Below are 17022 nucleotides of genomic sequence, written 5' to 3' on the forward strand. Positions count from 1 at the left end.
GGTCTTTCGTGTCAAAGACAAACTTCGGGCGTTGCCCTTGCAACGCACCTTATATGCCGGGCTGCTGATGAAGATTGGAAGCTACCGCACGCTATATTATATGAATGACGCACACACAGGCAGAGAGCTTCATGACATTCACGATCGCCATAGACGGGCCGGCTGCGGCCGGCAAAGGAACTTTGTCACGCAGGATCGCGGAAATCTATGGGTTCCATCATCTCGATACCGGCTTGACCTATAGGGCCACCGCCAAGGCCCTTCTCGATGCGGGCCTGCCGCTTGATGATGAGGCCGTGGCCGAAAAGGTGGCGCTGGAGCTCGACCTTGCCGGCCTCGATCGCTCGGTGCTTTCCCGGCACAATATCGGCGAAGCGGCGTCGAAAATTGCGGTGATGACGCGGGTGAGGCGCGCACTCGTCAAGGCGCAGCAGCGTTTTGCGGCAAGGGAGCCGGGCACGGTGCTGGACGGCCGAGACATCGGAACGGTGGTCTGCCCGGACGCGCCGGTGAAGCTTTACGTTACCGCGTCGGCGGATGTGCGGGCGCGACGCCGCTATGACGAAATTCTGGCCAATGGCGGAGAGGCCGATTACGACGCCATCTTCGCCGAGGTGAGGCAACGCGACGAGCGCGACATGGGCCGCGCCGACAGCCCGTTGAAACCGGCTGAAGACGCGCACTTGCTAGATACGTCGGAAATGAGTATAGAGGCGGCGTTTCAGGCCGCGCGGGCGATCATCGACGCCGCCCTGAGGAAATAGGTTTTTCGCGGAACCGCTTCATTTCGGTCCGCGTTTAGTCCGGAATTGCCTGAAGACATGTCCTTGCGCCGGAAAGCCTTTTAAAAAGGCGGGCATGGGTTCGGGTATCAACAACACTAGCCCACCGGCGCTTTTGTATTCGCCCTTGCGCGGATGCAACCAGGAGATTTCATGTCAGTATCTACCCCCACGCGCGAAGATTTCGCAGCGCTTCTCGAAGAATCCTTTGCCTCCAACGATCTTGCCGAAGGCTATGTTGCCAAGGGTATCGTCACGGCAATCGAGAAGGACGTTGCCATCGTCGACGTCGGCCTCAAGGTTGAAGGCCGCGTACCGTTGAAGGAATTCGGCGCGAAGTCCAAGGACGGCACGCTGAAGGTCGGCGACGAAGTCGAAGTTTACGTCGAGCGCATCGAAAACGCCCTCGGCGAAGCCGTTCTGTCGCGCGAGAAGGCTCGCCGCGAAGAAAGCTGGGTCAAGCTCGAAGCCAAGTTCGAAGCTGGCGAGCGCGTCGAAGGCGTTATCTTCAACCAGGTCAAGGGTGGTTTCACCGTCGATCTGGACGGCGCTGTTGCCTTCCTTCCGCGTTCGCAGGTCGACATCCGTCCGATCCGCGACGTTACCCCGTTGATGCACAACCCGCAGCCCTTCGAAATCCTCAAGATGGACAAGCGTCGCGGCAACATCGTTGTTTCGCGCCGTACGGTTCTCGAAGAGTCGCGTGCCGAGCAGCGTTCTGAAATCGTTCAGAACCTCGAAGAAGGCCAGGTTGTTGACGGCGTCGTCAAGAACATCACCGATTACGGTGCGTTCGTTGACCTCGGCGGCATCGATGGCCTGCTGCACGTTACCGACATGGCATGGCGCCGCGTCAACCATCCTTCGGAAATCCTCAACATTGGCCAGCAGGTCAAGGTTCAGATCATCCGCATCAACCAGGAAACCCACCGCATCTCGCTCGGCATGAAGCAGCTCGAGTCCGATCCGTGGGATGGCATCTCCGCCAAGTACCCGGTTGGCAAGAAGATCTCCGGTACGGTCACGAACATCACCGACTACGGTGCATTCGTCGAGCTGGAGCCGGGCATCGAAGGCCTGATCCACATTTCCGAAATGTCCTGGACCAAGAAGAACGTACATCCCGGCAAGATCCTGTCCACGAGCCAGGAAGTCGACGTTGTCGTTCTCGAAGTCGATCCGTCCAAGCGCCGTATCTCGCTCGGCCTCAAGCAGACGCTGGAAAACCCGTGGCAGGCATTCGCCTACAGCCATCCGGCCGGCACTGAAGTTGAGGGCGAAGTCAAGAACAAGACTGAATTCGGTCTGTTCATCGGCCTCGAAGGCGATGTCGACGGCATGGTTCACCTGTCGGATCTCGACTGGAACCGTCCGGGCGAACAGGTCATCGAAGAGTTCAACAAGGGTGACGTCGTGAAGGCTGTCGTTCTTGACGTTGACGTCGAGAAGGAACGCATCTCGCTCGGCATCAAGCAGCTTGGCAAGGATGCTGTCGGCGAAGCCGCATCGTCCGGCGACCTGCGCAAGAATGCAGTCGTTTCGTGCGAAGTCATCGCCGTCAACGATGGTGGCGTAGAAGTGAAGCTCGTCAACCACGAAGACCTCACCTCCTTCATCCGCCGCAACGACCTCGCACGCGATCGCGACGATCAGCGTCCGGAGCGTTTCTCGGTCGGTCAGGTTTTCGACGCCCGCGTCGTCAACTTCTCCAAGAAGGATCGCAAGGTCATGCTTTCGATCAAGGCTCTGGAAATCGCTGAAGAGAAGGAAGCCGTCGCACAGTTCGGTTCTTCCGACTCGGGCGCTTCGCTCGGCGACATCCTCGGCGCGGCTCTGAAGAACCGCGGCGAATAATCGCTCTGATCTTTTGAAATGAAGAACCCGCCGGAATTTTCCGGCGGGTTTTTTGTTGGCGCAGTTTTCGCGTCATTGGAGACGGGCGGGTCACTTGAAATTCAGAGCACGCCGCTCATTCTGAGATAATAATTTTCCGCATTGTCGTCGTAAGCCGCTTCCGGTGGGCTTTCCTGTTCGCCGGTCTCGTCATTGGCGGCCACCCGTTCTTCCGTCTCGTCCGGGCCTTCGGCGTTTTCGCCCTCAGCCTCGCCTTCCGCTTCATCTTCAGAAAACGGTCCGCCACCGCGGGGTGGTGTTTCCGATTCATATTCCTCCTCCGCCGGCGGATAGGCGACCAGCGGCAGCGGTGTGCCGTCTTTTGCGAGGGCCGCGGCGATCAGCGATTGTGAGGCCGATTGTTCGAGCATCGCCATCCTCGTTTCCGGATCGAGTGCTGCGCGCGGGAGGGGCTGGGCCTCCGGACGGTTGGCAATCGTCTCCGCCTCCTCGCCGGAGGGATGGGCGAGCGGCGTTGGCATCGCGGTCTTTTCGGCCGGCTGATTCTCAAGCTGCTGCGGCGCGGTGCCGGGTGGTAGAGCAGGCGGCTGCGCGCCTGGCGTGGCTTTGGCAGGAAGTTTTCCGGCAAGGGCAGCAAGCAGCAGGTTTTCCATGGTCTTGGCATCGCCCGCAGGCTGGCCAGAAGATGAGGCCAGGGGCGTGCGCATTTCCTTCTGCTCTGCCTTCACCATATCCCGATGCGGCAGTGCCGGGCGCATCTCGCCATTTTCAGCCCGCGGCGAATTTGCCGGGCGTGCCTCTGCCGTTAGTTCCCTGGTCACGTTGCCTGCGGGTGATTGAGGCGGACGTCCCGCCCCTTCCGCTTTTCCCTCCGGTTTTGAGGCTGCCGGCGCAGATTCGGGCATGTCTGTTGCCGGTACGGGAAGGCTCGTCCGCAGATCCGGTGGCCCTATCTGCGCCGCGATGATGTTTTTTACCGCTGCGCCACCAAGGGCGGGCGGACTGATGGGCAAAGGCAGAAGTCGGGCAGCCGTTGCCGCGTTGGCCGGTTGCGCTGCCGCCGCCGCATTCTGGTGGTTTCCGGAACTCGGGCTTTGAGGGTTCTGTGGTCTCGGCTGTGTGGGTGCCGAACTGGCGGGATTATTCTGCTGATAAGAGGAAACCACCGCTTTCGCCGCCAGATCCATTCCCTTGTAACGGGAAAGCTCGATCAGCAGGGCGAGACGGGCCGCTTCCGGGCCGGTGGGCTGTTTCAGAATTTCGGCCAGCATCGAAAGGCTCAAGCCCTGCAGGGCCTTGCTGACCTGCTGTTCCAGCGCCAGGCGCTGCGCGGGGGGCATGGCGCGCAGAGCATCCGTCAGGCGCACCACATAAGTCTCGATGGCTTCACCGTCGCGCCGTGGCAGGTTCATCAATTTACCGAGCGTTTCCGCCAGTACGGCGGTGCTGCGGGAAAGTTGAAATTCACTGGTCAGCGAGGCGACCGCTGCTTTGGCAAAAATACTGCTGCCATTGTCGGGAGCAGGATTGGTCACCTGCGGGATCACGGCTTCTTTCGGCTGCCCGCGGGTCGCCGGCGGAACTGTCGTTCCATAGGCGGCATCGGCTGCCGAAATTTTCGGTACAGGCGGTAACATGGGTGCGCTCCGTTCCTATCGATTACCGCCGCTGGCTTGCGAAAGGGCCAATCCCCACTGGCTCTCTGGTTCGCATCTGGCCCGTCTGTTGAAAGATTGCCGCGCCGGTGATGTACAGGTGTCATCTCGCCCGCTCATGCGGGAGCGCCCGTATATGCCGCTGGCGCGAATGCCAGCTCTCTTCGGCACACACAGAATCATCAAGTCGAAGCTTGCCGCGCAGATATTAATATTTGGCTAACCATAAATTGTGCCGGACGGCCTCGTTCAGGGCGAAACGCCGATGAACATGCGGTAAAGCCCGTTATCGTCTGAATTGACCGAGGAAATGTGGTCGGGTTCGCTGACGGGAACTTCCATGGCCTCGGGCGGCATGGCATCGAGCCAGCTCGCCTTGGGAAAACTTCTCTCGGGTCGAATTTCCACGGGATCGATGATGTCATCATCCTCGCCGGGCGTGAGGAAGTTTGCGTTGTCAGGGGCGAGTGGCGGCGCAGCTATCGACAGCAATGCCTGTGCGGTATTCGGTTCGGCATCGAGACCGGCGCTGCCGGATAGGCCGGAAATATCGGACATGTCTGAACTCACATCATGTTTCGCTCAAATACGGTCGCAAGCGGCAATCATGCCGCCTTTTTCTTCAGCAGTTCATAAAGGCCATTGTCGTCGATCGAGATCGGCAAAATGGTGTTGCGGGCGTCATCGACAACCGCCATCGCATCCAGCAATGCTTCCGCATCGTCCGGTGTCGTGGTCGCGTCTGTTTTGGCCTTGTCCGCCTCGGCAGGCGCGTTATCGTTTTCAGCCGGGGTAGCTTCTTCGTCCGGCGTGGCCGCAAGCACCGAAATCAGGGCGATTTCCGATGAAATATCGACCGGACCTTGCCCCTCCGTGCCATCCGTTTTTTCACCGGCGGCAGCGTCGATGTGTTCCTTTACGACGTCCTGAAGTTCCTGAACATCCTCCAGTTTGCCCTGTGCATCACGGCTCTGGATATCCTGTTCCCGCTCGGCCTTCACTTCGGCATCGTTGACTTCGCCGATGCGATCTTCGCCGCGCTCTGCCTGTAATTCTTCCTTGGTTTTCGGGTCGGCGACATCTTCCAGGCGCTGGATGACCTTCAGGGTCTCGCGTGTCATGAAGCGTGTGCCCTGCGCCTGCTCGTTCAGGGCATCCTTCACGGCGCGCGCCGCGTCGCCGAAGGGATTGGCGATGGCGGCGATCATCTGCTGCGCTGAAACGCCCAGTTCCTTCAAACCGGTGGATTCTTCCAGATCATCGACACTTTTCGGCAAGGTCGCGCGCATCGCCATGATGGCATCCGACATCTGCACACCGAAATCTTCTTCCTTGCCCGTCAGGCCAGCGCTTTGTGCAATGCGGGCGGCAAGGGCCGCCATGGGGTCGGTCTTGGCGGTAACGCCATTGTTCAGCACATCCACGACCTGCGCTTCAGAAACGCCAAAGGATTTCAGGGAAATTGTCGTGGCTTTTCCCTGCGCATCGGCCTTCTCGAAGCTGTCTGTCAGGGTCAGCGCGTCCTGAAGCCTTCGCGCAAACGAGAAGCTCGATTCGTCGTTTTCCTGGGTGACGCCAAGGGCTGAGGAGAAGCGGGAGACGAGCGACGCAAAGGCATCCGGGTCCGGTTTCATGATGCCGAACAGATAGGCGCTTATCTTTTCATTGGCGACACGCTGGCTTTGGTCCGGCTGCGGCTGGGTCTTGACCGCCTCATCCTTTTTGGTGCCGTTCGCCTTTTCCTGCTCTTCGCGCTGGCGTTCCTCGATAGTCTCGACCATCGACCGCATGAGGTCGCTGACGGCTATGCTGGCTGTCTGCTGCAGCGGAGTAATCATCTGAAAAATCCCGGCCACCCAAAGTTGCGGCCGAGAATAGGTAAATTCGGTAAATCAGTGCTTAACCAGGCGTAAAAACGCTCAGCTATGGGCGAAAATATCCGTTTCTTCCCAGCCGAGAAGGTCGAGCTTGGCGCGGGTCGGCAGAAACGCGAAACAGGCGTCGGCATGATCAAGGCGGCCATCGCGCACAAGGCGGTGAGTCAGCTTGTCGCGCAGCGCATGCAGGTGCAGCACATCGGAGGCGGCATATTCGAGCTGTGCGGGCGATAGCGTCTCCGCGGCCCAGTCTGAGGATTGCTGCGCCTTGGAAATATCGACTTCCAGCATTTCCTTCAGATTGTCCTTCAGGCCGTGCCGGTCTGTATAGGTGCGGGTGAGGCGGGAGGCGATCTTGGTGCAGAAAACCGGTGTCGTCGTCACGCCAAAGGTGTGGAACAGGACGGCAATATCGAAACGGCCGTAATGGAAGATCTTCTGGTGGGCGGGATCTTCGAGCATGCGCACGAGGTTGGGGGCCTGCTTCTGTCCGGCGGCGATGCGGATGACATCCGCGGTGCCGTCGCCCGGCGAAAGCTGGACGACGCAGAGACGGTCGCGGCGCGGCACCAGCCCGAGTGTTTCCGTATCGATTGCGATGGCCCCGGTATAACGCGCAGTATCTTCGGCGGAAATATCGCCTTCGTGATAGCGAATGGTTGCGGCCATGTCTTGCTCCAGAAATTGCAGTCGGTTGCTCCGGCTATAACGGAAAGAATGGCCCGACGATACCGTTTTATGGGTCGGTTCGGTGCGGCTTCGCGCTTGCCTTTGCGAAAGTCCCCGGGTTAGGTTCGGGAAATCCTTTTCTTACAAAATGCATGAATTCCCGATGACAAAGAAAATCTATCTCGCCGGACCGGAAGTCTTCCTCCCGAACGCGCGTGAAATGCTCGATCTCAAGGCCTCGCTGGCGCGGGATGTCGGTTTTACGCCGCTTTCACCGGGTGATCTGCAGATTCCGCCGGCGGATACCCGGATCGGCCATGGCTGCAACATCAATGCCGTCGACGAGCGGATGATGCTGGAAGCGGATGCGGTGATTGCCAATCTCACACCGTTTCGCGGTATCGCCGCTGATACGGGAACAAGCTTTGAGCTGGGTTTCATGTGCGCGCTCGGCAAGCCGGTTTTCGCCTATACCAATGTCGCGGCCAATCACTTTACCCGCATCAAGGCGCATTACGGCGGTGTTGCCACCATCGATGAAACGGGCCGGTATCGCGGGCCGGACGGGCTGTCGATCGAGAATTTCGACATGGTCGACAATCTCATGCTGCATGGTGGAATTCTGCGGCGTGGCGGCGTCATCATCGTCGGCAATGCACCTGAAGAGGCGCTCTATACGGACCTCGACGCCTATAAACGCTGCCTCGCGGCGGCGGCGGAGAAATTACTGGGACAGGCTGATCCTGACAGAACGAAATTAGCGGAGACATCATCATGAGCGGTACCATTCTTATCACCGGCGCCACATCCGGTTTCGGCCAGGCTACGGCGCGGCGTTTCATCGCGGAAGGCTGGAAGGTCATCGGCACAGGCCGGCGGGCGGAACGGCTGGAGGCGATGGCGGCTGAACTCGGCTCGGCCTTCCATGGTGCCGCTTTCGACATTACCGATGAGGATGCGACGGCAAAGGCGTTGGCCGCTTTGCCGGAGGGCTTCCGGGACATCGATATTCTCGTCAACAATGCCGGCCTTGCGCTTGGCACCGCGCCGGCGCCGCAGGTACCGCTGAAAGACTGGCAGACCATGGTGAACACCAATATCACTGGTCTGTTGAACGTCACCCACCTTGTCTTGCCCACGCTGATCGAGCGCAAGGGCATTGTCGTCAACCTCTCCTCGGTTGCCGCACACTGGCCCTATGCCGGCGGCAACGTCTATGCCGGCACGAAAGCTTTCCTGCGGCAATTCTCGCTTGGCCTTCGTTCGGACCTGCACGGCAAGGGGGTGCGCGTCACGTCCATCGAACCCGGCATGTGCGAAACCGAATTCACGCTGGTGCGCACGGGCGGCAACCAGGATGCGTCGGACAATCTTTATAAGGGCGTCAATCCGATCACGGCCGACGATATCGCCAATACGATCTATTGGGTCGCCTCGCAGCCCAAACACATCAATATCAACAGTCTCGAACTCATGCCGGTCAACCAGTCCTTTGCCGGTTTTCAGGTCCATCGCGAAAGTTGATTTCGACGGCTTTCAGGGAGTGCTGAAAAACCGGGCAGGTATTTCTAAGCTATGCAAAAATGCAATGCTGCATTGCGAGACTTGCTCTGTTAAAAACAGCAGATGTCGCTATATTTCAATCATCGAAGCGACGCACTCCTCCTCCCAGCGTCGCTCGATGTGGATCGGTGGCACTCCTCCTCCCAGTCGCCGATCAAGTTTGAAGCCTGCCGCACCTCCTCCCGCGGCAGGCTTTTTCCTTTTTAGGGCTATTTTTCCGGAGCGGTTTGTCGGCGAGTCCTGCCCGGTGCCCTGGCAGCTGGCGGTCTACCCGCGTTTCCCCCTTGGATTTCCGGGGGATTTCAGATTTCTGCGTCAAGGCGACGAGCGCAGGAATCGGACACGTGTCGATCACGTTTTCGTTATGTCTAGATGAATATGCACAGTTTTGTGGCGGTACCCCGTGCTGGCCCATTGCTTAGCCCTCGGCCTGTGTTTAAGCATGGGCAAAAGAACGCTTGGGAGGTGGCCGACACGCTTGTGTCTGTGCGCCCGAAAGCGGCGGGGAGAGAATGGCAGACTTTCAAGAGGCGCTGAAGCGGTTTCAGCCGATCGCGGTTTCATCGATCGCTGAAGACGAGCTCAGGTTGCGGCTACGCGGCCTTCAAGCGCGGATGATCCAGGACAATATCAAGGCGGTCTGGCTCGATGCATCATCGTCGCTGACCTATTATACCGGTCTGTCACTTGGCCTTTCGGAGCGAATTCATGGCGCTCTGGTGCCAGCTGAGGGCGCACCGATCTATATCAGCCCGACATTCGAAGAGCCGAAACTTCAGACCCTCATTCGCATCAAGGGCGAAGTCGCTGTTTGGGAAGAGGATGAAAATCCCTTCGACCTGATGGCAGGACGCGTCGCGGCACTTTCCTGTCCCGGCCATCTTGTCGCCATCGACCCCGCTACACCGTTTGTTTTCGCATCCGCCCTGATGCAGCGTCTGGAAGGACGGATCATGTCCGCCCAGCCGATGATCGTCGCGCAGCGACAGGTCAAGTCCGCGGCCGAGATCGCCATCATCCAGACTGCGATGGATGCGAGTTACGGGGTGCAGAAGGCCGTATTCGAAGGGCTTCGTCCCGGCATTTCCACCACCGAAGTGGCTGATTTCGTTAACGCCGCGCATATTGCCCTTGGCATGAAACCGCTTTTTGTGGCGGTACAGTTTGGCGAGGCGACGGCCTATCCGCATGGCGTTCCCTATGCGCAGACGCTGAATGAAGGCGACATGGTGCTGGTCGATCTCGGCGCCATTCTTCACGGCTACCGTTCGGATATCACCCGCACCTATGTTTTCGGCCAGCCGACGGATCGGCAGCGCTTTCTCTGGAACGCCGAACGCGATGCTCAGGCTGCGGCCTTTAACGCGGCCAAGGTTGGTGCTGCCTGTTCGGATGTCGACAAGGCCGCGCGCGACAGCCTGAAGGCGGCTGGTTTCGGCCCGGATTATCAGCTTCCGGGTCTGCCGCATCGCACCGGCCACGGGCTTGGGCTGGATATTCACGAAGAACCCTATATCGTTGCAGGAAATGCGACGGCGCTTGAGCCGGGAATGTGCTTTTCCATCGAGCCCATGCTGTGCGTTTATGGGGAGTGCGGCGTCCGTCTTGAGGACATTGTTTATATGACGGAGGCGGGACCGCGCTGGTTCTGCCCGCCGGAAAAGAACCTCGACCGGCTGTTTCAGCCGGTCGCCGGGTAATGGGTCGGGAGGCAAAGGACCGAACGGCGACACGGGTTTCGTGCCGCTGCCGACCAGGAGAGGTAGGCCCCCGAACGGGGCCGCAGGAACTCAGAAAAAGAGGGAAAGGACCACCAGATGAAAACGCTGACCCGCAGTTTGCTTATCGCCTCTGCGATTGCGATCACTTCCGCCGTGCCTGCCATGGCGAAGACCTTCGTTTATTGCTCCGAGGCATCGCCGGAAGGCTTTGATCCGTCGCCTTACACCGCTGGCGGCACCTTCGATGCCTCCGCGCACCCGGTCTACAACCGTCTGGCCGAGTTCAAGAAGGGCACGACCGAAGTCGAGCCGGGCCTTGCGGAAAAATGGGATGTTTCGAGCGATGGCCTCGAATACACGTTCCACCTGCGCAAGGGCGTAAAGTGGCACTCCAACGAGAAGTTCACGCCGAGCCGCGATTTCAACGCCGATGACGTGATCTTCAGCTACAACCGCCAGGGTGATGCGAAGAACCCGTGGAACCAGTATATCGCAGGCATCACCTACGAATATTACAACTCCATGGAAATGCCGTCGCTGATCAAGGAAATCGTCAAGGTTGACGATTACACCGTCAAGTTCGTGCTGACGCGCCCTGAAGCTCCGTTCCTCGCCAACATCGCCATGCCTTTCGCTTCGATCGTGTCGAAGGAATATGCCGATACGCTTGATAAGGCCGGCACCAAGGAAGACTTCAACAACCTGCCGATCGGCACCGGTCCGTTCAAGTTCGTCGCCTATCAGAAGGACGCGGTCATCCGCTACCAGAAGAATGCCGACTACTGGGGTGACGCGCCGAAGATCGACGATCTGATCTTCGCGATCACGCCTGATGCCGCCGTGCGTCTGCAGAAGCTGAAGGCCGGCGAATGCCACCTGATGCCTTACCCGGCCCCGGCCGATCTTGCCACCATCCGCGCCGACAAGAACCTCAAGCTCGATGAGCAGCCGGGTCTGAACGTCGCTTACTTCGCCTACAACACCACCGTTGCGCCTTTCGACAAGCCGGAAGTCCGCAAGGCGCTGAACATGGCGATGAACAAGCAGGCGATCATCGACGCCGTGTTCCAGGGCGCCGGCCAGGTTGCCAAGAACCCGATCCCGCCGACAATGTGGTCCTATAACGACAGCATCAAGGATGATGCCTACGATCCGGAAGCGGCCAAGAAGGCTCTCGAAGCCGCTGGTGTCAAGGACCTGTCGATGAAGATCTGGGCGATGCCGGTTCAGCGTCCCTACATGCCGAACGCACGCCGCACGGCCGAGCTGATCCAGTCGGATTTTGCGAAGGTTGGCGTCAAGGCCGAGATCGTCTCCTTCGAGTGGGGTGAATATCTCAAGAAGTCGACCGAAGTGAACCGCGACGGTGCCGTCATCCTCGGCTGGACCGGCGATAACGGTGACCCGGATAACTTCATGGGCGTTCTGCTCTCCTGCGCCGCAACCGGCGAAGGTGGTGCAAACCGCGCGCAGTGGTGCAACAAGGAGTTCTCCGAGCTGCTTTCCAAGGCAAAGCAGACCACTGATGTTGCCGAGCGCACCAAGCTTTATGAGCAGGCGCAGGTGATCTTCAAGGAACAGGCTCCGTGGGCGACGCTTGCGCACTCCACGCAGTTCGTTCCGATGTCCGCCAAGGTTTCCGGCTTCACCATGAGCCCGCTTGGCGATTTCACCTTCGAATCCGTCGATATCGCGGAGTAATCCCAAACAACAGGACGCGCGGAAGAACCTTGTTCTTCCGCGCGTCTTTTCAGGAAAAAACCATGATCCGGTTCATTCTCGGCAAACTTCTCTATCTCGTTCCGACCTTCCTCGGGATCACCATCGTCGCCTTCGCCTTCGTGCGCGTTCTGCCGGGCGATCCCGTGCTGCTGATGGCCGGCGAACGCGGCATATCGCCCGAACGGCATGCGCAGCTTGCCGAACAGCTCGGCTTCGCGCAGCCCATCTGGCAGCAATATCTTCATTTCCTCGGACGGCTGCTTCAGGGCGATCTCGGCAATTCGCTGGTCACCAAGAAACCTGTTCTGACCGAGTTCCTGTCGCTCTTCCCCGCGACGGTCGAGCTTGGCCTCGTTGCCATCATCATCGCCACCGTCATCGGCGTGCCGGTCGGCGTCATCGCCGCCATTCGCCGTGGCTCCTGGTTCGACCAGATTTCCATGACGACCGCGCTGGTGGGCTTCTCCATGCCGATCTTCTGGTGGGGTCTGCTGCTGATCATCATGTTCTCCGGCATCCTGCAATGGACGCCGGTGTCGGGCCGCATCTCGCTGATGTATTTCTTCCCCTCCGTCACCGGTTTCATGCTGATCGACAGCCTGATTTCCGGGCAGAAGGGGGCTTTCGCCTCGGCCTTGTCGCATCTCATCCTGCCCTCGGTGGTGCTTGCCACCATTCCACTGGCGGTCATTGCGCGCCAGACGCGCTCGGCCATGCTGGAAGTGTTGGGTGAGGATTATGTCCGCACGGCCCGTGCAAAAGGCATGTCGGCCTCCCGCGTCGTCGGCGTGCATGCGCTGCGCAACGCCATGATCCCGGTCATCACCACCATCGGCCTGCAGATTGGCGTGCTGATGGCGGGTGCCATCCTGACCGAAACAATCTTTTCCTGGCCGGGCATCGGCAAGTGGATGATCGATTCCATCTCGCGCCGCGACTATCCGGTCGTGCAGAGCGGCCTGCTGCTGATTGCGGGCCTGGTAATGGTCGTCAACCTGCTTGTCGATCTGACCTATGGCCTCATCAATCCAAGGATCCGTCACAAATGAGCGATGTGACCACCACCCCCGGCGTCCGCCTTTCGGACGCCGCCATTCGCCGCCGGATGATCGCCGATTTCTGGTTCTATTTCCGTCAGAACCGTGGCGCCGTCATCGGCCTTGCCGTCTTTACTCTATTGGTGCTGGTGGCGGTTTTCGCGCCGCTGATCGCGCCGCATGATCCGACGCAGCAATATCGTGATGCGCTTCTTGTCCCGCCCGTCTGGCAGGAAGGTGGCCGCGCCGGCTTCTTCTTCGGCACCGATGCGGTCGGTCGCGACATGCTGTCCCGGCTGATCTATGGCGCGCAATATTCGCTGTTCATCGGCGTCGTCGTCGTTTCCATCGCCCTTGTTGGCGGCATCGTCATCGGTCTCGTCGCCGGCTTTTTCGGCGGCTGGGTGGATACCGTCATCATGCGCGTCATGGATGTCATCCTGGCGTTTCCGTCGCTGCTGCTGGCGCTGGTGCTGGTCGCCATTCTCGGGCCGGGCCTTACCAACGCCATGATCGCCATCGCCATCGTCTATCAGCCGCATTTCGCACGTTTGACGCGCGCGGCCGTCATGAGCGAACTCAGACGCGAATATGTCACCGCCGCCCGTGTGGCGGGTGCCGGCAATTTCCGGCTGATGTTCAAGACAATCCTGCCGAATTGCCTTGCGCCGCTGATCGTGCAGGCGACGCTGTCCTTCTCGTCTGCGGTCCTCGATGCGGCCGCCCTCGGCTTCCTCGGCATGGGCGCCCAGCCGCCCGCTTCCGAATGGGGCACGATGCTGGCCGAAGCGCGCGAGTTCATTCTGCGCGCCTGGTGGGTCGTGACGCTTCCCGGCCTGACGATCCTGATCTCGGTGCTTGCCATCAACCTGATGGGCGACGGTCTGCGCGATGCGCTCGATCCCAAACTGAAGCGGAGCTGAGCGATGAGCCTGCTGAAAATCAAGAACCTCACCGTCAAATTTGCCACCGCCACCGGCGCCTTTACCGCCGTCAACGGCATCGACGTATCTGTCGACAAGCATGAAGTGTTGGCCATCGTCGGTGAATCCGGTTCCGGCAAGTCGGTATCGATGCTCGCGGTCATGGGGCTTCTGCCCGATACCGCGACGATTACCGCGGATGAAATGACCTTCGACGGCAAGAACCTGCTGACCATGTCGCCGCAGGAGCGCCGCAGGGTGATCGGCCGCGAGATCACCATGATCTTCCAGGAGCCGGTCGCCTCGCTCAACCCGTCCTTTACGGTCGGGTTCCAGATCGAGGAAGTACTGCGCCTCAATCTCGGCATGGGCCGTTCCGCCGCCCGGGCGCGCGCGCTGGAACTGTTCCGCGCGGTCGGCATTCCCGAGCCGGAAACCAAGCTCAATGCCTATCCGCACCAGATGTCCGGCGGCCAGTGCCAGCGTGTGATGATCGCGATCGCAATCGCCTCCAAACCGCGCCTGCTGATCGCCGACGAGCCGACGACTGCGCTCGACGTGACGATCCAGAAGCAGATTCTCGATCTGCTGATGAACCTGCAGGAAGAATACGGCATGGCGCTGATCCTCATCACCCATGACATGGGCGTGGTGGCGGAAACCGCGGACCGCGTCGTGGTGCAATATAAGGGCCGCAAGATGGAGGAGGCGGATGTGCTGAGTCTGTTCGAGGCCCCGCAGCATCCCTATACCAAGGCATTGCTTTCGGCCCTGCCGGAAAACGCCACCGGCGACCGCCTGCCCACGGTTTCCGATTTCTTCGGCAAGGAGGGCGTTCAATGAGCATTGTTGTCGAAGGCAAGGGCATTACCCGCGATTATCACGTTCCGGGCGGCCTGTTTGGCGCGGCCAAGACGGTTCAGGCCCTTAAGGGCGTCGATTTTGCCGTCGAGCGTGGCAAGACGCTCGCCATCGTCGGTGAATCCGGTTCGGGCAAGTCGACACTTGCGCGTATCATCGCGTTGATCGATCCGGCATCCGGCGGCGAACTCAAGATCGAAGGCAAGCCGGTCGATATCGCCAGGCGCCGCCCCGATACGGAAATGCGCTCCAAGGTTCAGATGGTGTTCCAGAACCCCTATGGCAGCCTCAATCCGCGCCAGAAGGTGGGTGACGTGCTGATGGAACCGCTCATCATCAACACGAAAATACCGGCTTCCGAGCGTCGCGAGCGGGCCGAAGCCATGCTGGTGAAGGTCGGTCTCGGTCCTGAGCATTTCAACCGTTATCCGCACATGTTCTCCGGCGGCCAGCGCCAGCGCATTGCCATCGCCCGCGCGCTTATGCTCAACCCGGCACTGCTGGTGCTGGATGAGCCGGTCTCGGCGCTCGATCTTTCGGTGCAGGCGCAGGTGCTGAACCTGCTTGCGGATTTGCAGGAAGAGTTTCAGCTGACCTATGTCTTCGTCAGCCACGATCTTTCCGTGGTGCGTTATATCGCCGACGATGTGATGGTCATCTCCAAGGGCGTGGCGGTGGAGCAGGGGACGCGCGAGGAACTCTTCGCCGATCCGAAGCATCCCTATACGCGCCAGCTCTTCGCTGCGACACCGATCACGGATGTCGATGCCATCCGCGCCCGCGTGGAACGCCGCAAGGCGGCGCGGCAGGCCGCAACGGCCTGAGCGTAGAAGCATCAAGTTAGAAAACAGGCCGGGTTTCCGGCCTGTTGCTTTTTCAGGACTTTAAAAACATGCCGATAGCGGCAAGTGCGCCTTGCTCGCGGATGTCACGATAGGCGGCTTTCAGGGTGGACACGAAATTTTCGTTGCCCGGCAAGTCGTCGCCGAATGTGCGCGTGAAGGTGAGGAAGCGGTCAACGACAGCATCCGGTGCCATTGCCAGCTGGTCCGGCGCATCCCACTCCTTGAAAGCGGGGTCAAGAATGGTGATCGGCTGATCCTTTTCATCCCTGTCTGCGCAGGATCTGATCCACAAAGCGACGGCAAAAATAACGGCGCGACTGTCGGCCTGTTCTTCCAGCAATTCGCGCAATGGACCAAGAATACGCAGTGGCACTTTCTGCGAGGCGTCGGAGGCGATCTGCATGGTCTTGTGCTGCAGGGAGGGGTTGGCGAAACGCTCCCTGAGGCCGGCTGCGAATTCTGCTCCATCGACCGCAGGGTCCAACGTCCGGCCGACTTCGCGCCAATAGGCGTCGATGAAATCGCGCACGGTTTTTTCACCCCATGCATCGGCAACCGTTTTAAGGCCCGCGATCTGGCCTATGGCGGCGATGGCGCTGTGGGAGCCGTTCAGCATTCTGAGTTTCATATGTTCGTAGGGCTCGACGTCACTGACGAACTCCACACCCGATCTTTCGAGCGCCGGCCTTCCATGCGGAAAACGGTCTTCGATGACGAAGCGGAAATAGGGCTCTGCCACCACCGGCCAAGCGTCGCGCACCCCAAGTGCCGTTGATATCGCATCCCGGTCCGCCTCGGTTGTGGCGGGAACGATCCGGTCCACCATGGAGCAGGGGCAGGCGATATTGGTTTCGATGAACGGGGCCAGTTCAGGGTCGGCAAGTGCGACGAATTCCAGCAGCAACTTTTGCAACACATGTCCGTTGGCGGGCAGGTTATCGCAGGAAAGAAGCGTCAGCGGCAGCGAGCCTTCTTTGCGCCTGCGTTGCGTAGCAGCGAGAATGAAACCGAAGATGGAGCGTGGCCGGTCCGGGTTTTCAAGGTCGTGGAGAATATCGGGATGGTCGCGCAGCAGGCTGCGGGAAGCGAGATTGGTGAGATAACCCTTTTCCGTCACGGTCAGGGTGACGATGAGCACGCGCGGATCGGATAGCCGCTCCACCAGCCTTTCGGGGTCTTCCGGCGCCACGATGGTCTCCATGATGGAGCCGATGATGCGCAGGTGCTCGCTTTGGCCGTCGCGTAAGCAGAATGTGTAGAGATTGTCCTGCGGTTCTATGGCATCGCGCGTGTCCGGGCTGCGCAGCGACGCGGCTATGATGCCCCATTGTGTTTCACCGCGATTGAGGCAGTCATCAATGAAAACCGCCTGATGCGCCCGGTGAAACGCCCCGACCCCGAGATGCACGATGCCGGGTGTGACCGTTTGGCGATCATAGGTGGGCGTTGCCACGGATTGTGGCAGGCGGGGAAGGGTGGCGGCGGAAAGCCTGTCTGTCATCAATGCGAAATC

Annotated in this window: 15 protein-coding genes; 10 read left to right on the plus strand and 5 right to left on the minus strand. The window is 59.8% G+C overall.

Features of this window, described 5'->3' with window-relative positions; translation table 11 throughout:
* The first annotated feature begins 104 nt into the window (after window positions 1–104).
* Both cmk and rpsA read left to right on the plus strand, forming a co-directional pair.
* A complete protein-coding gene (cmk, locus tag AKG12_RS18295) occupies window positions 105–764 on the plus strand; it encodes a (d)CMP kinase (protein ID WP_052819967.1) in 660 nt (219 codons plus the stop codon).
* Between the two features lie 171 nt (window positions 765–935).
* Window positions 936–2636, plus strand: coding sequence for a 30S ribosomal protein S1 (gene rpsA, locus AKG12_RS18300; protein ID WP_046801715.1), 1701 nt, complete (start codon window positions 936–938; stop codon window positions 2634–2636).
* A 101-nt stretch (window positions 2637–2737) separates the two neighbouring features.
* Here rpsA and AKG12_RS18305 read toward each other — a convergent pair whose 3' ends face one another.
* The 4 genes from AKG12_RS18305 to AKG12_RS18320 all read right to left on the minus strand — a co-directional run bounded on the left by AKG12_RS18305 (window position 2738) and on the right by AKG12_RS18320 (window position 6837).
* Window positions 2738–4273, minus strand: coding sequence for a hypothetical protein (locus tag AKG12_RS18305; RefSeq protein WP_052819968.1), 1536 nt, complete (start codon window positions 4271–4273; stop codon window positions 2738–2740).
* Between the two features lie 267 nt (window positions 4274–4540).
* Window positions 4541–4849, minus strand: a complete 309-nt coding sequence (locus tag AKG12_RS18310; protein WP_052819969.1) for a hypothetical protein — start codon at window positions 4847–4849, stop codon at window positions 4541–4543.
* A gap of 47 nt (window positions 4850–4896) precedes the next feature.
* Entirely contained in the window at window positions 4897–6129 is a 1233-nt protein-coding gene (locus AKG12_RS18315; protein WP_052820005.1) for a hypothetical protein, read from the minus strand.
* An 81-nt stretch (window positions 6130–6210) separates the two neighbouring features.
* Window positions 6211–6837: a ribonuclease D gene (locus AKG12_RS18320; protein WP_046801718.1), complete on the minus strand. Its 627-nt coding sequence runs from the start codon at window positions 6835–6837 to the stop codon at window positions 6211–6213.
* A gap of 163 nt (window positions 6838–7000) precedes the next feature.
* Here AKG12_RS18320 and AKG12_RS18325 point away from each other — a divergent pair, with 163 nt between their 5' ends.
* The 8 genes from AKG12_RS18325 to AKG12_RS18360 all read left to right on the plus strand — a co-directional run bounded on the left by AKG12_RS18325 (window position 7001) and on the right by AKG12_RS18360 (window position 15488).
* On the plus strand, window positions 7001–7615 hold the full coding sequence (locus AKG12_RS18325; RefSeq protein WP_052820006.1) for a nucleoside 2-deoxyribosyltransferase: 615 nt from the start codon (window positions 7001–7003) through the stop codon (window positions 7613–7615).
* Complete coding sequence (locus AKG12_RS18330; protein WP_046801719.1) at window positions 7612–8361, plus strand: SDR family oxidoreductase; 750 nt, start codon at window positions 7612–7614, stop codon at window positions 8359–8361. Before AKG12_RS18325 ends, AKG12_RS18330 begins: the two co-directional genes overlap by 4 nt.
* Window positions 8362–8912: 551 nt before the next feature.
* Window positions 8913–10100, plus strand: a complete 1188-nt coding sequence (locus AKG12_RS18335) for a M24 family metallopeptidase (protein ID WP_052819970.1) — start codon at window positions 8913–8915, stop codon at window positions 10098–10100.
* 117 nt (window positions 10101–10217) lie between these two features.
* On the plus strand, window positions 10218–11822 hold the full coding sequence (locus AKG12_RS18340; RefSeq protein WP_046801721.1) for an ABC transporter substrate-binding protein: 1605 nt from the start codon (window positions 10218–10220) through the stop codon (window positions 11820–11822).
* A 62-nt stretch (window positions 11823–11884) separates the two neighbouring features.
* Window positions 11885–12892 carry an ABC transporter permease subunit gene (locus tag AKG12_RS18345; protein WP_046801722.1) on the plus strand — a complete coding sequence of 336 codons (1008 nt, stop codon included), beginning with the start codon at window positions 11885–11887 and terminating at the stop codon, window positions 12890–12892.
* Window positions 12889–13803: an ABC transporter permease subunit gene (locus AKG12_RS18350; protein WP_046801723.1), complete on the plus strand. Its 915-nt coding sequence runs from the start codon at window positions 12889–12891 to the stop codon at window positions 13801–13803. The genes AKG12_RS18345 and AKG12_RS18350 overlap by 4 nt, the downstream gene beginning before the upstream one ends.
* 3 nt (window positions 13804–13806) lie before the next feature.
* Window positions 13807–14646, plus strand: a complete 840-nt coding sequence (locus AKG12_RS18355; protein WP_052760265.1) for an ABC transporter ATP-binding protein — start codon at window positions 13807–13809, stop codon at window positions 14644–14646.
* Window positions 14643–15488: an ATP-binding cassette domain-containing protein gene (locus tag AKG12_RS18360; protein WP_046801724.1), complete on the plus strand. Its 846-nt coding sequence runs from the start codon at window positions 14643–14645 to the stop codon at window positions 15486–15488. Before AKG12_RS18355 ends, AKG12_RS18360 begins: the two co-directional genes overlap by 4 nt.
* A gap of 52 nt (window positions 15489–15540) precedes the next feature.
* Here the strand turns inward: AKG12_RS18360 and AKG12_RS18365 are convergent, their stop codons facing one another.
* Window positions 15541–17010, minus strand: a complete 1470-nt coding sequence (locus tag AKG12_RS18365; RefSeq protein WP_052819971.1) for a mannitol dehydrogenase family protein — start codon at window positions 17008–17010, stop codon at window positions 15541–15543.
* Window positions 17011–17022: the final 12 nt, after the last annotated feature.

It is taken from the genome of Agrobacterium sp. SUL3, assembly GCF_001263295.1.
GTDB classification, from domain to species: Bacteria; Pseudomonadota; Alphaproteobacteria; order Rhizobiales; family Rhizobiaceae; genus Agrobacterium; species Agrobacterium tomkonis.

Excerpts from the sequence above, each read along its gene's own strand:
- rpsA (WP_046801715.1), top strand. The coding sequence starts at position 936 with ATGTCAGTATCTACCCCCACGCGCGAAGATTTCGCAGCGCTTCTCGAA.
- AKG12_RS18320 (WP_046801718.1), bottom strand. The coding sequence starts at position 6,837 with ATGGCCGCAACCATTCGCTATCACGAAGGCGATATTTCCGCCGAAGAT.
- AKG12_RS18315 (WP_052820005.1), bottom strand. The coding sequence starts at position 6,129 with ATGATTACTCCGCTGCAGCAGACAGCCAGCATAGCCGTCAGCGACCTC.
- AKG12_RS18305 (WP_052819968.1), bottom strand. The coding sequence starts at position 4,273 with ATGTTACCGCCTGTACCGAAAATTTCGGCAGCCGATGCCGCCTATGGA.
- AKG12_RS18355 (WP_052760265.1), top strand. The coding sequence starts at position 13,807 with ATGAGCCTGCTGAAAATCAAGAACCTCACCGTCAAATTTGCCACCGCC.
- AKG12_RS18360 (WP_046801724.1), top strand. The coding sequence starts at position 14,643 with ATGAGCATTGTTGTCGAAGGCAAGGGCATTACCCGCGATTATCACGTT.
- cmk (WP_052819967.1), top strand. The coding sequence starts at position 105 with ATGACGCACACACAGGCAGAGAGCTTCATGACATTCACGATCGCCATA.
- AKG12_RS18340 (WP_046801721.1), top strand. The coding sequence starts at position 10,218 with ATGAAAACGCTGACCCGCAGTTTGCTTATCGCCTCTGCGATTGCGATC.
- AKG12_RS18325 (WP_052820006.1), top strand. The coding sequence starts at position 7,001 with ATGACAAAGAAAATCTATCTCGCCGGACCGGAAGTCTTCCTCCCGAAC.
- AKG12_RS18310 (WP_052819969.1), bottom strand. The coding sequence starts at position 4,849 with ATGTCCGATATTTCCGGCCTATCCGGCAGCGCCGGTCTCGATGCCGAA.
- AKG12_RS18345 (WP_046801722.1), top strand. The coding sequence starts at position 11,885 with ATGATCCGGTTCATTCTCGGCAAACTTCTCTATCTCGTTCCGACCTTC.
- AKG12_RS18350 (WP_046801723.1), top strand. The coding sequence starts at position 12,889 with ATGAGCGATGTGACCACCACCCCCGGCGTCCGCCTTTCGGACGCCGCC.
- AKG12_RS18365 (WP_052819971.1), bottom strand. The coding sequence starts at position 17,010 with ATGACAGACAGGCTTTCCGCCGCCACCCTTCCCCGCCTGCCACAATCC.
- AKG12_RS18330 (WP_046801719.1), top strand. The coding sequence starts at position 7,612 with ATGAGCGGTACCATTCTTATCACCGGCGCCACATCCGGTTTCGGCCAG.
- AKG12_RS18335 (WP_052819970.1), top strand. The coding sequence starts at position 8,913 with ATGGCAGACTTTCAAGAGGCGCTGAAGCGGTTTCAGCCGATCGCGGTT.